This is a genomic window from Streptomyces fructofermentans, assembly GCF_014651055.1.
Lineage (GTDB): Bacteria > Actinomycetota > Actinomycetes > Streptomycetales > Streptomycetaceae > Streptomyces > Streptomyces fructofermentans.
This window is the reverse complement of the sequence record NZ_BMWD01000001.1, coordinates 252,988-265,842: the sequence shown is the minus strand read 5'-3', so window position 1 is coordinate 265,842 and position 12,855 is coordinate 252,988. Positions and strand designations below refer to the sequence as shown.

Below are 12,855 nucleotides of genomic sequence, written 5' to 3'. Positions count from 1 at the left end.
TGCGCGTCCCGGAATTAGGCGGGGACGATGTTCTCCGCCTGCGGGCCCTTCTGGCCCTGCGTGACGTCGAAGGAGACCTTCTGGCCTTCCTGCAGCTCACGGAAGCCGGAGGTGGCGATGTTGGAGTAGTGGGCGAAGACGTCGGCGCCGCCGCCGTCCTGCTCGATGAAGCCGAAGCCCTTTTCAGCGTTGAACCACTTCACGGTGCCAGTAGCCATGTCATTTCTCCTTGGATAGGTGGCTCCCATCCGGAAATGACCGGAAAAACAAAACGCGCCTGAGGGAGATTCCTTTCAGGCGCACAAAGTTAATGGGTACCAAAAACGTTTCGTTAAGAACCCTAGCACATCTGCCAACGGGGACGTCGTGGGTCAAACGGCGCCCCCGTCGGCGTGGCGGAGGCGTCAGGCGAGCGGTCCCGTGACGGCTTCCACGGCAGCCAGGAGGCGTCCGTCGCGCACGAAGGCGTCGGCCGCCGCGAGGTCCGGGGCGAGGAAGCGGTCGGGTCCCGGGCCGCCCACTCCGGCGGCCCTGGCGGCGTTGATCGCGGCCTGCGACGCGGGGGCGGGGGTGAGTCCGGCGCGCAGTTCGACGGCGCGCGTGGCGGCGTACAGCTCGATGGCGACGACACGGGCCAGGTTGTCGACGGCCGTACGGAGCTTGCGGGCGGCCGACCAGCCCATCGAGACGTGGTCCTCCTGCATGGCGGAGGACGGGATGGAGTCCGCGGAGGCCGGGACGGCGAGCCGCTTCAGCTCACTGACCAGGGCGGCCTGCGTGTACTGGGCGATCATCAGGCCGGAGTCGACGCCCGGGTCGTCCGCGAGGAACGGCGGCAGGCCGTGCGAGCGGTTCTTGTCGAGGAGCCGGTCGGTGCGGCGCTCGGCGATCGATCCGAGGTCGGCCGCGGCGATGGCGAGGAAGTCGAGCACGTACGCGACGGGGGCGCCGTGGAAGTTGCCGTTGGACTCGACGCGGCCGTCGGGCAGGACCACGGGGTTGTCGACGGCGGAGGCCAGCTCGCGGTCCGCGACCAGGCCGGCGTGGGCCATGGTGTCGCGGCCGGCGCCGGCGACCTGGGGGGCGCAGCGCACGGAGTAGGCGTCCTGGACGCGCGGGGCGTCGTCCTGGTGGTGCCCGGTGAGCTCCGAACCCTTGAGCACGGCAAGCATGTTGGCGGCGCTGGCGCCCTGTCCGGGGTGCGGGCGGATGGCGTGCAGCTCGGGCGCGAGGACCTTGTCGGTGCCGAGGAGCGCTTCGAGGCTGAGGGCCGCGGTGATGTCGGCGGACTTGTAGAGGGTGTCGAGGTCGGCGAGAGCCATGACCAGCATGCCGAGCATGCCGTCGGTGCCGTTGAGGAGGGCGAGGCCCTCCTTCTCGCGCAGTTCGACGGGCTCGATGCCGTGCTCGGCGAGGAGTTCGCCGGCGGGCCGCACCGTGCCGTCGGGGCCCTCGGCGTCGCCCTCGCCCATCAGCGTCAGGGCGCAGTGGGAGAGCGGGGCGAGGTCTCCCGAGCAGCCGAGCGAGCCGAACTCGTGGACGACCGGGGTGATGCCGGCGTTGAGGACGTCGGCCATGGTCCGCGCGACGGACGGGCGGACGCCGGTGCGCCCCGAGCAGACCGTCTTGAGCCGCAGGAACATCAGGGCGCGGACCACCTCGCGCTCGACGCGCGGGCCCATGCCCGCGGCGTGCGAGCGCACGATGTTGCGCTGGAGCTGGGCCCGCAGCTCCTGGCTGATGTGCCGGGTCGCGAGGGCGCCGAAGCCGGTGGAGACCCCGTAGACCGGGTCCGGCTTGGCCGCGAGGGCCTCCACGATCCCGCGGGCCGCGGCGAGCGCCGCCAGCGCCTCGTCGGAGAGTTCGACGCGGGCGCCGCCGCGCGCCACGGCGAGAACGTCGGACGCGGTGACACCCGTCGTCCCCACCACCACAGTGTGCATATCCATATTCAGGAGCGTACGCAGTGAATGCGGCGATGTCACTAGTGGACGGCGGGTTGGGTCCTTACCGCGCGGGCGCGAGGGCCCTCACCTGCGGCCGCGGAACCTGCGGCGCTCGGACGCCGCGGGCTGGGGCTCGTCGGCGAGCCGGACGACGGGGTCGTCGGGGCCCTCGCGGCCCGCCACCACGGGCTTCGTCGAACGTACGGCCTTGGCGCGGTACTGGGCCGCGTCGGCGAGCCGGAACAGGCGGCGGGCCGAACGCACCGGGCCCAGCGGGTCCTCGGTCGAGGCGACCCCGCAGGCGACCCCCTCGCCCAACTCCAACTCCGCGGCCCGGCGGCAGAGTTCGTCGGCGACCCTGACGACCTCGTCGGCGGCGGGACCGACCGCGAGCAGACAGAACTCGTCCCCGCCGAGGCGGGCGGCGAGGGTGCCGGGGAGCATCGCGCCGCACAGGGAGAGCACCGAGCCGAAGCGCTCCAGGAGCCGGTCGCCGACCGCGTGGCCGCGGGTGTCGTTGACGCGCTTGAGCCCGTTGAGGTCGCACACGACGAGGCTCACCACCACCCCGTGGGCGCGGTGCCGCTCGACGGCGGCGTCGAGGTGCGCGTCCACGGCCCGGCGGTTCGCGAGCCCCGTCAGCGCGTCGGTGTACGCGAGCCGGCGGGCCTCCTCCAGGCGTTCCGTCTGCGCGAGGCCGGCCGCGACCACGGAGGCGAGGACGGTCGCGAAGTCGGCGTCCGCGCGGTCGAACACCGGGGCCCCCGCCGGGCGGGCCGCGTACAGCTCACCCCAGGCCCGGCCGTGCAGCACGACCGGCGCGACCACGCAGCACCCGCGGCCCCGCCTGCGCAGCGCGGCGACCCGCTGGTGGCAGTACTCCGCACGCCCCTCCGCCTGCCCGTCAGCCGTCTCGACCCAGGCGTTGGGTCCGCCCCCGCCCGCCCAGCGCTCGTGCAGGAACTCCGTGATCTCCGGGAACTGGTGCACCGGGTAGGTCTCGCCCTCGGGGAACTCCTCCTCGTCCGGCGCCCGCTCCCCCACGTTGACGAGGACCCGCAGCCGTCCCGACTCGCGCTCCCACACGGACAGCGCGGCGAAGCTGCCGCCCAGCGCCAGGCAGGTGCCCGCCGCCGCCGCCCGCCAGGACTCCCGCGGGGTGTGCGCGGCGGCCATGCCCTGCGCCAGCGCCACCACGGCCCTCAGCCGCACATCGTCACCGCCCATCACTCCAGGTTAGGTAGTTTTGTAATGTTTTGGGACATCGAAGCGGCGAACAGGGGTCCGAGGGGCGCCTTTCCCCGGGCGCGGGCGGCTGCGATGATCGGGGCGGAAGTTAACCCACGTTAACCAGGAGGGTGTCATGGCGGAGCAGGACGCGGAGCGGCGGTTCGGGGAGTACGTGGCGGTCCGGCGCCACGGTCACGTCGCGGAGCTCGTCCTGGACCGGCCCAAGGCGATGAACGCCGTGTCGTCGGAGATGGCCCGCTCGATCGCCGCGGCCTGCGACGCGCTGGCCGCCGACCGGGAGGTGCGCGCGGTGGTGCTGACCTCGACGCACGAGCGCGCCTTCTGCGTCGGCGCCGACCTCAAGGAGCGCAACTCGTTCACCGACGCGGAGCTGGTGCGCCAGCGTCCGGTCGCGCGGGCCGCGTACACCGGGGTGCTGGAGCTGCCGATGCCCACCGTCGCCGCGGTGCACGGCTTCGCTCTCGGCGGCGGGTTCGAACTCGCGCTGGCCTGCGACGTGATCGTGGCGGACGGCACGGCCGTGGTGGGCCTGCCCGAGGTGTCGGTCGGCGTCATCCCCGGCGGGGGCGGCACGCAGTTGCTGCCGCGCCGGGTCGGTGCCGCGCGCGCGGCGGAGCTGATCTTCTCCGCGCGGCGCGTGGAGGCCGCGGAGGCACGGGAGTTGGGCCTGGTCGACGAACTCGTCGACGCGGGACGGGACCGCGACGAGGCGCTGGCGCTGGGCTCCCGCATCGCCGCGAACTCCCCCGTGGGACTGCGCGCGGCCAAGCGCGCGCTGCGGCTCGGCCAGGGACTCGACCTGCGCGCGGGGCTGGAGGTCGAGGACGCGGCCTGGCGCTCGGTCGCCTTCTCCGGCGACCGGGCGGAGGGGGTGGCCGCCTTCAACGAGAAGCGCCCCCCGCAGTGGCCGGGCGAGTGACCCGCCGCGCCTCCGTGCGCCGACCCCTCCGGCACAGGAGCGCGGCCGACCGCGGGGGCCCGGCCCTGTCGGCCCCCGCCGGGCGAAACCTCCCGACGGCAAGACCCGCACGTTCGGGTGACGCATCGACAGATTCCCCCCGAACCACCCCAGGAGCGGCATAACCTGCGCACCGCGACAGTGCGCCGGGAGCGCCCTCGTGGCGGAGAGGGATCTGATGCCAGACACAGCGACAGCGACGAGGCCGACGACGGTCGCGCGGACACCGGACGCGGTGCCGCCCGCGCCGGCCCGCGCCCGTGGGCGTCACCGCAAGCCACGCCCCCGCCGCATGGTCCTCGCCGTCGGAGGACTCGCCCTGGCGGCGGGCGCGTTGAGCCTGCTGCGGGCGGTGCCCCAACCCGCGGGCGGCGACCCGGGCGTCGAGGCCATGGACCTCGACCCCACCGCGGCGGAGACCGCCGGGGACCCGGCACGGGACGACACGGAGGCGGTGGCGGGCAGCGTGCCCGTGGCCCGTACGCCGCCCTCGGCCACGCCCGCCGCGACGCTCCCGGGACAGCCCGCTCCGACACCGACGTCCGTACCGGCACCGGGCCGCACGGGCCCGCCCGCGGGTCCGGGGGGTCACGTGGGCGGACCCCCCGCGCCCGGGGCCGCGGACCGCGGGCCGGGCGCCCGGCCCGGAGCCGTGCGGCCCGCCGCCCCGGAGCGCGGGCGCGCCGCGGGCGCGCCGCCCACCGAGGACGCGCCGCCCCCCGCCCCGCGCGACCCGGCCCCCGAACCCCCCGTGGCCGCCCCCTCGTCCCAGGCGCCGGTCCCCGCGCCGGGCCGTACGGACCCGCCCCGGCGCCCGGCGAACCCGGCCCTGTGCGTACCGCTCGTGGGCCTGTGCGTCGAAGGGCTCGGGCGGTAGTCCAGGGGCTCGCGCGGCAGTCCAGGGGCTCGCGCGGCAGGACGGCCGAGCCGTACGGCGCGGCCCTCGACCCGGGTTCGGCCGTCCCCGGAGCCCCACAGCCCCAAGGTCCCGGGCCCGGGCCCGGGCCCGGCGATCCTCACCGCGCCCGGGCCTCAGCCCCCGGCCCAGGTCTCCGAGCCACCGTGCCGGCCACCGGACCGGGACGCCGAACCACCGGCGCCGAGAACCCGCGCCGACGACGAGCGGCCGCCTCCCGGGCGCACCCGCGGCCTCCGGGGACAGCAGTTTCGTGGGCAGCCGGCACCGGGACCGCAGATCCCGGGAGCCCGCCGCAGCGGGGACGGGACGGCCCGAGGGCCCGTTGCGGGGCCAGGCGGGTCGGTCGGGACGGGCCGGGTCGGCCAGATCGGTCGGGGCCGCCCGACGCATCCGCCCGGCGGGTCACGACGGCCGGGTCACGACGGCGGCGCAGCGCCGGGGGTCAGCTGCGGCGGCTAAGCAGCCAGGGTTCGACCACGCCGAGCCCGCGCACCGCGCGCTGCCACATCGGCTGGAGCGCGAAGCGGTAGGCGGGCGGGTCCTCGCCCTCCTTCTCCGCGGCGGCCGCCGCCTCCGCGGCATCGGCCTCGGAGGCCGGCGCGTCACCGGTGCGCGTCAGCTCCTCGGCGAACGCCCCGTCGACCAGGACGGCGTCCTTGGGAGCTATCGACGTGAGCCGGGACGCGAGGTTCACGGTCGTGCCGAAGACGTCGCCCATGCGCGTGGTGACCGTTCCGAACGCGATGCCCACCCGCAGTTCCGGCATGGTGTTGTCGTTGGCCATCGTCTCGATGAGGCGCAGCGCGATCTCGGCGGCCACGCCCGCGTCGTCCGCCGCGTACAGGACCTCGTCGCCCAGCGTCTTGATCAGCCGCCCGCCGTGCGCGGCGACCAGGTCGGCGGCCGTGGTCTCGAAGGCCTCGACGAGTTCGCCGAGTTCCTCCTCCTCCATGCGGCGCGTCAGGCGGGTGAAGCCGACGAGGTCGGCGAAGCCGACGGCGAGCCGCCGGTCGACCATCTCCTCGTCGTCCGCGGCCTGCACCACGCGCCCGGTCGCGGCGGCGAGCTGGCGCCGCCAGACGTAGACGAGGAACTCCTCCAGCTCGGGCAGGAGCAGCTCGATGAGGGGGTACGTCACCTCGGTGCGCGTCATGCCGGGCTCCGGGGGCTCGGTCAGGCCCTCCAGGAAGGAGTCGATCTGCCACTCGGCGAGCCGCGCGGTGGTCTGGCCCGTCGAACGGGCCACCTGCACCGCCATGGCCTCGCTGAGCAGCCCGGCCTCCACGAGACCGGCGAGCCGCCGCAGGGCCAGCACGTCCGCCTCGGTGAGCGCCTTGGCCTGGCCGATGTCCGCGAAGCCCATCGCCCGCCAGAAGCGCGAGGCCAGTTCCATGGAGACACCGGCGCTGCGGGCGGCCTGGAAGGGGGTGTAGCGCCGCTCCGCGCCGAGGATGAGCTGTTCGAGCCGCAGCGCCAGCGGATCCTGGCCGGAGTCGTCCTGCTCGTCCGCCGGGTCCTGGGCCCCGGTCGGGCCGTCCTGCGCGTCCACTCGGTCCCGCTCCTCCAGCCGCGCGTGCGCCTCGGCCCGGTCGGTCCGTGCGGCGGACGTGTCGGCGGTCGACCCGGCGGTGCGCCCCGGCTCACCGGAGGTGGGCTCACCTGTGCCGGAGCCCGTGTCGTCGACGGTCACGCCTGCTGCCCTTCCGATCTGCCACGGTCAGGTATCGACCGGCCTCAACTCTACGGCAGGTGTGCTGTGGCTCACTCCCGAGTGCCGAGGTCGGACGGCGCGTGGCGCCCTCCCACGCGTCCTTCCCCCGGCCCGCTCCCTGTCGTACGGCCGATACGCGTCCCGTGCTCACCACCAGGCGGGAAGTTCCTCCTCGGACTCCTCCGTCACACGGCCCACTGAACACCAGGAACGCCCCGGGCGCCCCGCGGGGCCCGGGCCCGCCCGCGACACGGCCCGCCGGACCCGACCGCCCGTGGCCCCCAGGCCACGGGCCCACGGGCCACGGCCCACAGGGCTTCGGTCTCAGGCCCCGTCCTGGCGCAGGTGGACGATGTCCCCCGCGCCCACCGGCTTCTGGACGCCTTCGGCGGTGGCCAGCACCAGCCTGCCGTCGCCGTCCACGGCCACCGCCTCCCCGGTGAGCGACTGCCCGCCGGGCAGCTCGGCCCGCACCACCCTGCCGAGGGTCGCGCACCCCGCGGCGTACGCCTCCTGGAGGCCGGACGCCGCCGGGTCGCCGTCCGCGCCCCGCCACTTCCCGTACCACTGCTCGAGGGAGCGCAGTACGGCCCGCAGCAGCGGGTCGCGGTCCGTGGTCACGGCTCCAGCGAGGGCCAGGGACCCGGCGCCGGGCACGGGCAGTTCGTCCGCGCGCAGGCTGACGTTGACGCCGATGCCGACCACGACCGCGTCCTCCCCTGCACGCTCGGCGAGGATGCCGCCGGTCTTGCGTTCCCGGCCGTCCACCGTCACCAGCAGGTCGTTGGGCCACTTGAGTGCCGTGTCGACGCCGGCCGTCCGGGAGAGCGCGGTCGCGACCGCGACGCCGGTGAGCAGCGGCAGCCAGCCCCAGCGCTCCACGGGGACCCCCGGCTTCAGCAGCACGGAGAAGAAGAGGCCCGAGCGCGCGGGTGCCGTCCACTGCCGGTCGAGGCGCCCCCGGCCGGCCTCCTGCTCCTCGGCCACGAGGACCGCGCCCTCCTCCGCCTTGCCGCCGGTGGCGTGGGCGACGAGATCGGAGTTGGTGGACCCGGTGCGGGGCACCACCTGGACGTCCGACCAGAGCCCGCCGTCCCGTACGAGCGCGCGGCGCAGCGCCACGGCGTTGAGCGGGGGACGGTCCAGGTCGGACCACCGATTGCTGTTCGCGTCTGAGTCATCTCGCGGCGTCATGCAACCCACCCTAGGTGTGGTAAACGCCGCACTGCCGAACGGTAGGCGCGCCACTACGCTACGGATGAGTAGCAACCCCCCTCTTCTGAGCACCGCCCTCATCGACACCTTCACCCTCACGTCCCCACTGAGCAGGCAGGGAGCCGCATCCCGATGTCCGAGCCGGAACAGCAGCACGAGATCGACATCCACACGACCGCGGGCAAACTCGCGGATCTGCGGCGCCGCATCGACGAGGCGACGCATGCCGGCTCGGCGCGCGCCGTCGAAAAGCAGCACGCCAAGGGCAAGTTGACGGCACGTGAGCGGATCGAGCTGCTGCTGGACGAGGGGTCCTTCGTCGAGTTCGACGAGTTCGCCCAGCACCGCTCCACGGACTTCGGCCTGGAGAGCAACCGCCCGTACGGGGACGGTGTGGTGACCGGCTACGGCACGGTGGACGGCCGCCCGGTGGCCGTGTTCTCCCAGGACTTCACGGTGTTCGGCGGCGCCCTCGGCGAGGTCTTCGGGCAGAAGATCATGAAGGCGATGGACTTCGCGCTGAAGACCGGCTGTCCGGTCATCGGCATCAACGACTCGGGCGGCGCGCGCATCCAGGAGGGTGTGTCGGCGCTGGGCATGTACGGCGAGATCTTCCGCCGCAACACCCATGCCTCGGGCGTCATCCCGCAGATCAGCCTCGTGGTCGGACCGTGCGCCGGAGGCGCCGTCTACTCCCCCGCGATCACCGACTTCACGGTGATGGTCGACCAGACCTCGCACATGTTCATCACGGGCCCCGACGTCATCAAGACGGTCACCGGCGAGGACGTCGGGTTCGAGGAGCTGGGCGGCGCGCGCACCCACAACGCGGTGTCGGGCGTGGCCCACCACATGGCGGGCGACGAGAAGGACGCGATCGAGTACGTCAAGTCGCTGCTCTCCTACCTCCCGTCGAACAACCTCAGCGAGCCGCCCGCGTTCCCGGAGGAGGCGGACCTCGCGCTCACCGACGAGGACCGCGAGCTGGACACGCTGATCCCGGACAGCGCCAACCAGCCGTACGACATGCACACGGTCATCGAACACGTCCTGGACGACGCCGAGTTCTTCGAGACGCAGCCGCTGTTCGCGCCGAACATCCTCACCGGCTTCGGCCGCGTGGAGGGCCGCCCGGTCGGCATCGTGGCCAACCAGCCGATGCAGTTCGCGGGCTGCCTCGACATCGACGCGAGCGAGAAGGCCGCGCGCTTCGTCCGCACGTGCGACGCGTTCAACGTCCCGGTCCTCACGTTCGTGGACGTGCCGGGCTTCCTGCCGGGTGTCGGCCAGGAGCACACGGGCATCATCCGGCGCGGCGCCAAGCTGATCTACGCGTACGCCGAGGCGACGGTCCCGCTGATCACGGTGATCACCCGCAAGGCCTTCGGCGGCGCGTACGACGTCATGGGCTCCAAGCACCTGGGCGCGGACCTCAACCTCGCCTGGCCGACCGCGCAGATCGCCGTGATGGGCGCCCAGGGCGCGGTGAACATCCTGCACCGGCGCACCATCGCGGCGACTCCCGAGAGCGAGCAGGAGGCAACCCGGGCCCGGCTGATCCAGGAGTACGAGGACGCGCTCCTCAACCCGTACACGGCGGCCGAGCGCGGGTACATCGACGGTGTGATCCTGCCGTCGGACACCCGTTCCCACATCGTGCGCGGCCTGCGGGCGCTGCGTACGAAGCGGGAGTCCCTGCCGCCGAAGAAGCACGGCAACATCCCCCTGTAGGACGCCAGTTGGGAGCGGTCATGATCAAGGTCGTACGGGGCAATCCGACCCCCGAGGAGTTGGCCGCCGCACTCGCGGTGGTCCAGGCGCGCGCCGCGGCGGCGGCCGCGGCGCCGACCGGCGGAGCACCGGAACGGGACGCGTGGGCGGACCCGGCGCGCCTCGCGCAGCGACGGCTGCCGGCGGCGGGGCCGACCTCGTGGGGCCGCACGTACTGGCCCGTCTGACAGCGGTCCGGTGGGGGCACGGCGATCCGTGCCCCCACCGGCCCACTCCGGGCCGGACCCGCTCCGGGCCGGGCCGGGCCGCCTAGAGGACCCCGGCGGCGACCTCCGCCATCACCTCGTACCCGGCGTCGTTGGGGTGCAGGTGGTCGCCGAAGTCGTACGCCGGGTGCAGCGCCTCGCCGGGGCCGGCGAGGGCCCGGTTCAGGTCCGCCACGGCGTCGTACTCGCCCGCGGCGCGGATCCAGTCGTTCAGCTCGCGGCTCACCCGGCGGGCGTGCTCGCCCCAGTGGTCGGAGCCGCCGAACGGGGGCAGTGTCGCGCCGACGACCCGCAGCCCCGCGGCCCGCGCCCGCCGGATCACCTCCCGGTGGCCCGCGATCAGTTCGTCCGCCTCGACGACGGGGGCGGGCTTGTACGTCGGCTGCTCGTCCGTCTCCGCGAAGCCGATGTCGTTGAGGCCGTGCAGGACGACGAGGTCGCCGACGCCCGCGTGCGCGAGCACGTCCCGCTCCAGCCGGTGGACGCCCCTCTCCCCGTACCAGGCCGAGTCGTTGAGCAGCAGGTTCCCGCCGATGCCCGCGTTGAGCACGGGCCGCCCCGTGCGGTCGGCGAGGGCGTCGGACCAGCGGCGGTCCGCGCCGGGCGTCGAGCCGAAGCCGTCGGTGACGGAGTCGCCGAAGAGGGCCACCGCGTCCGTCCGCCCGGCGAGGACGTCGACGCCCGCCAGGAAGTACCAGGACTCGGTCGTCTCGTCGAACCCCTCGCCCGCCGGGTCCGTCAGCAGGTCGCCCGGGCCCCGGTAGCTGGTCGCGAAGGCCTGCGCGTGGAAGGTCGCGGGCCCGGTGGCCCTGTCGAGGTGCAGCGTCACGGTGACCCGGTCCCCCGCCGCCGGGGCGAGGCCGACGGGGTCCCCGAGCAGTTCCCCGCGGGCGGGGACCACCGCGTGGGGCTCCCCGCCGAAGGTGAGCCGCCGCAGCGAGCCGGGTTCGACGGCGGCGCCCCGTGCCGTGCGGGCGACCGTCGCCCCGGCCACCCGCAGCTCCGAGAGTCCGTACGCGTTCGAGAGGCGGACGCGCAGGCCCTCGCCGCCCGCGCCGAGCCGGACGACCTGCCGCAGCGACTGCCGCCAGAAGCCCTCCTGCGACCAGTTGGGCGTGAACCCCGTGGCGGGGAGCTGGGGCGACGCGGTCCATGCGGTGGTGAACACGACTCTTCCCTTCCTGACGGGATCACGCTAACGGAACCACGATCCCTTTAGTGGAGGTCAGGACCATAGCAGGATCTCGGCTACTAATGGAACCCCAGGCCCGTTTGGGCAAGATGAGTACGCGTACTCAGGCGCCCGGGGCCGCGCCGGAGTGACGATCGTCAGCATGCTGTGGTCCGACCCGGAGAACGAGCCGCCGAAGGAACTGCGCGACATGCAGGACATGTTGCGGCGGCTGGGTGTCCTCATGGCGCTGGCGATGGTGGTCGCGATGATCGTGCTCGGCGTGATGTGAGCCGCGCCGGCTCCGCCGATACCCTGACGGCATGACTGATCAGCCACGCCGCCGGCTCGTCCTCGCCTCCCAGTCCCCCGCCCGGCTCGGACTGCTGCGGCAGGCCGGACTCGCACCCGAGGTCATCGTCAGCGGGGTCGACGAGGACGCCGTGACCGCTCCGACGCCCGCCGAACTCGCCCTCGCGCTGGCCGAGGCGAAGGCGTCGGTCGTCGCGGCGCGCCCGGAGGTCCGGGGCGCCCTGGTGATCGGCTGCGACTCGGTGCTCGACCTGGACGGCGAGGCACTCGGCAAGCCCGCCGACGCCGAGGAGGCGACCGCGCGCTGGAAGGCGATGCGCGGCCGCGTGGGCACCCTGCAGACCGGGCACTGCGTCTGGGACACGGACTCCGGACGCCACGCCTCGGCCGTCGCGTCCACCGTGGTCCGCTTCGGCGAGCCGAGCGACGCCGAGATCGCCGCGTACGTCGCCTCGGGCGAGCCCCTGTACGTCGCCGGGGCGTTCACCCTGGACGGCAGGTCGGCCCCGTTCATCGACGGCATCGACGGCGACCACGGGAACGTCATCGGGATCTCGCTGCCGCTGGTGCGCCGTCTGCTGGCCGGCCTGGGGGTCGGCATCACCGACCTGTGGACGCCTCGCGAGAAGTGATCCCGCGGGGCGTCCGGGGTCAGGGGGCCGTGGGTGCGGGGGGCCCGACCGGGGCCGCCCCCTTCCCGCCGCCCGCCGCTTCGTCGCCCGCCGCGTCCGACGGGCCACCGTCCGTCGGGCCGCCGTCCGCGGGACCGTCGCCCGCCGGGCCTCCGTCCGCCTTCGCGTCGGACACGGCCGTCTCCCTCGGGTCGTACGACACGAGGACGAGGACGATCAGCGCGAGGACCACCATCATGAACGCGAACGCGCCCCAGCCCACCAGGCCGACCGTGAACGCGCCGAGCAGCCCGTGCACCACCGCCGCGCTGAGCAGCAGCAGGCGGCCGGGCCCCGAGGGGGCGCGGCCGCGCAGGCCGACACGCAGCGCCACCACCGCGCAGAACGCGAAGTAGAGGCCGAAGACCAGCCCGGCGACCTTCGAGGACGTCGACATCACGGCGGGGTCCAGCCCCGCAAGGGACATGTCCTGCCGGTCGACGACGATCCCCATGTACCAGTTCACCAGCGCGATTCCGATCGCCTCAGCGAAGAGCACGATCGCCGTCAACCACGCCACCGGTCTGCGCACCACCGGTCCCCACCCACTTTCGACTGCCGCCCGAGCAAAGCTGCTGTTACCTCAAGTACGTTCGAGACAGGTGAACGCTACTAACGGGTAAACCGCGGGACAAGGGATCTGCCGAGGGCAATGCGGCATGGGGCCATTGGTAGGGACTCCACAAAAAAACGGAGTGGGCCGC

General features: G+C 74.0%; 13 protein-coding genes. 6 read left to right on the top strand and 7 right to left on the bottom strand.

The genetic code is table 11. The features are described from left to right. Positions 1 to 14 precede the first annotated feature (14 nt). From IE265_RS01085 to IE265_RS01075, 3 genes are all read right to left on the bottom strand, one after another. Positions 15 to 218 carry a cold-shock protein gene (locus IE265_RS01085; protein ID WP_053661143.1) on the bottom strand — a complete coding sequence of 68 codons (204 nt, stop codon included), beginning with the start codon at positions 216 to 218 and terminating at the stop codon, positions 15 to 17. Positions 219 to 404: 186 nt separating this feature from the next. Continuing rightward, positions 405 to 1,943 (bottom strand): histidine ammonia-lyase, encoded by a 1,539-nt coding sequence (hutH, locus tag IE265_RS01080; RefSeq protein WP_190033736.1) that lies wholly within the window; start codon positions 1,941 to 1,943, stop codon positions 405 to 407. 87 nt (positions 1,944 to 2,030) lie between these two features. After that, positions 2,031 to 3,173, bottom strand: coding sequence for a GGDEF domain-containing protein (locus IE265_RS01075; protein ID WP_229915962.1), 1,143 nt, complete (start codon positions 3,171 to 3,173; stop codon positions 2,031 to 2,033). A gap of 136 nt (positions 3,174 to 3,309) precedes the next feature. On the opposite strand from IE265_RS01075, the gene IE265_RS01070 reads away from it, so the two are divergent. Together IE265_RS01070 and IE265_RS01065 are read left to right on the top strand one after the other, a co-directional pair. Beyond that, complete coding sequence (locus tag IE265_RS01070) at positions 3,310 to 4,116, top strand: enoyl-CoA hydratase/isomerase family protein (protein ID WP_190033337.1); 807 nt, start codon at positions 3,310 to 3,312, stop codon at positions 4,114 to 4,116. A gap of 217 nt (positions 4,117 to 4,333) precedes the next feature. Then, entirely contained in the window at positions 4,334 to 5,032 is a 699-nt protein-coding gene (locus IE265_RS01065) for a hypothetical protein (RefSeq protein ID WP_190033336.1), read from the top strand. 484 nt (positions 5,033 to 5,516) lie between these two features. On the opposite strand, the gene IE265_RS01060 is transcribed toward IE265_RS01065, so the two are convergent. After that, positions 5,517 to 6,764 carry an adenylate/guanylate cyclase domain-containing protein gene (locus IE265_RS01060; RefSeq protein WP_190033335.1) on the bottom strand — a complete coding sequence of 416 codons (1,248 nt, stop codon included), beginning with the start codon at positions 6,762 to 6,764 and terminating at the stop codon, positions 5,517 to 5,519. A 345-nt stretch (positions 6,765 to 7,109) separates the two neighbouring features. Continuing rightward, entirely contained in the window at positions 7,110 to 7,979 is an 870-nt protein-coding gene (locus IE265_RS01055; protein WP_190033334.1) for a biotin--[acetyl-CoA-carboxylase] ligase, read from the bottom strand. Between the two features lie 153 nt (positions 7,980 to 8,132). Here IE265_RS01055 and IE265_RS01050 point away from each other — a divergent pair, with 153 nt between their 5' ends. Then, on the top strand, positions 8,133 to 9,731 hold the full coding sequence (locus tag IE265_RS01050) for an acyl-CoA carboxylase subunit beta (RefSeq protein ID WP_190033333.1): 1,599 nt from the start codon (positions 8,133 to 8,135) through the stop codon (positions 9,729 to 9,731). A gap of 20 nt (positions 9,732 to 9,751) precedes the next feature. Beyond that, a complete protein-coding gene (locus IE265_RS01045) occupies positions 9,752 to 9,958 on the top strand; it encodes an acyl-CoA carboxylase epsilon subunit (protein WP_190033332.1) in 207 nt (68 codons plus the stop codon). Between the two features lie 82 nt (positions 9,959 to 10,040). On the opposite strand, the gene IE265_RS01040 is transcribed toward IE265_RS01045, so the two are convergent. After that, positions 10,041 to 11,165 carry an SGNH/GDSL hydrolase family protein gene (locus IE265_RS01040; RefSeq protein ID WP_190033331.1) on the bottom strand — a complete coding sequence of 375 codons (1,125 nt, stop codon included), beginning with the start codon at positions 11,163 to 11,165 and terminating at the stop codon, positions 10,041 to 10,043. 166 nt (positions 11,166 to 11,331) lie between these two features. Here IE265_RS01040 and mmpB point away from each other — a divergent pair, with 166 nt between their 5' ends. Next, positions 11,332 to 11,460 (top strand): morphogenic membrane protein MmpB, encoded by a 129-nt coding sequence (gene mmpB / locus IE265_RS38915; RefSeq protein WP_268255775.1) that lies wholly within the window; start codon positions 11,332 to 11,334, stop codon positions 11,458 to 11,460. 31 nt (positions 11,461 to 11,491) lie between these two features. Next, positions 11,492 to 12,112, top strand: coding sequence for a Maf family protein (locus tag IE265_RS01035; protein ID WP_190033330.1), 621 nt, complete (start codon positions 11,492 to 11,494; stop codon positions 12,110 to 12,112). A 19-nt stretch (positions 12,113 to 12,131) separates the two neighbouring features. Here the strand turns inward: IE265_RS01035 and IE265_RS01030 are convergent, their stop codons facing one another. Beyond that, positions 12,132 to 12,686, bottom strand: a complete 555-nt coding sequence (locus IE265_RS01030) for a hypothetical protein (protein ID WP_190033329.1) — start codon at positions 12,684 to 12,686, stop codon at positions 12,132 to 12,134. Between the last annotated feature and the right edge of the window lie 169 nt (positions 12,687 to 12,855).

Bases quoted from the DNA above. Each gene is read 5' to 3' on its own strand.
- IE265_RS01085 (WP_053661143.1), bottom strand. From the start codon at position 218: ATGGCTACTGGCACCGTGAAGTGGTTCAACGCTGAAAAGGGCTTCGGC.
- hutH (WP_190033736.1), bottom strand. From the start codon at position 1,943: ATGCACACTGTGGTGGTGGGGACGACGGGTGTCACCGCGTCCGACGTT.
- IE265_RS01075 (WP_229915962.1), bottom strand. From the start codon at position 3,173: ATGGGCGGTGACGATGTGCGGCTGAGGGCCGTGGTGGCGCTGGCGCAG.
- IE265_RS01070 (WP_190033337.1), top strand. From the start codon at position 3,310: ATGGCGGAGCAGGACGCGGAGCGGCGGTTCGGGGAGTACGTGGCGGTC.
- IE265_RS01065 (WP_190033336.1), top strand. From the start codon at position 4,334: ATGCCAGACACAGCGACAGCGACGAGGCCGACGACGGTCGCGCGGACA.
- IE265_RS01055 (WP_190033334.1), bottom strand. From the start codon at position 7,979: ATGACGCCGCGAGATGACTCAGACGCGAACAGCAATCGGTGGTCCGAC.
- IE265_RS01050 (WP_190033333.1), top strand. From the start codon at position 8,133: ATGTCCGAGCCGGAACAGCAGCACGAGATCGACATCCACACGACCGCG.
- IE265_RS01045 (WP_190033332.1), top strand. From the start codon at position 9,752: ATGATCAAGGTCGTACGGGGCAATCCGACCCCCGAGGAGTTGGCCGCC.
- mmpB (WP_268255775.1), top strand. From the start codon at position 11,332: ATGCTGTGGTCCGACCCGGAGAACGAGCCGCCGAAGGAACTGCGCGAC.
- IE265_RS01035 (WP_190033330.1), top strand. From the start codon at position 11,492: ATGACTGATCAGCCACGCCGCCGGCTCGTCCTCGCCTCCCAGTCCCCC.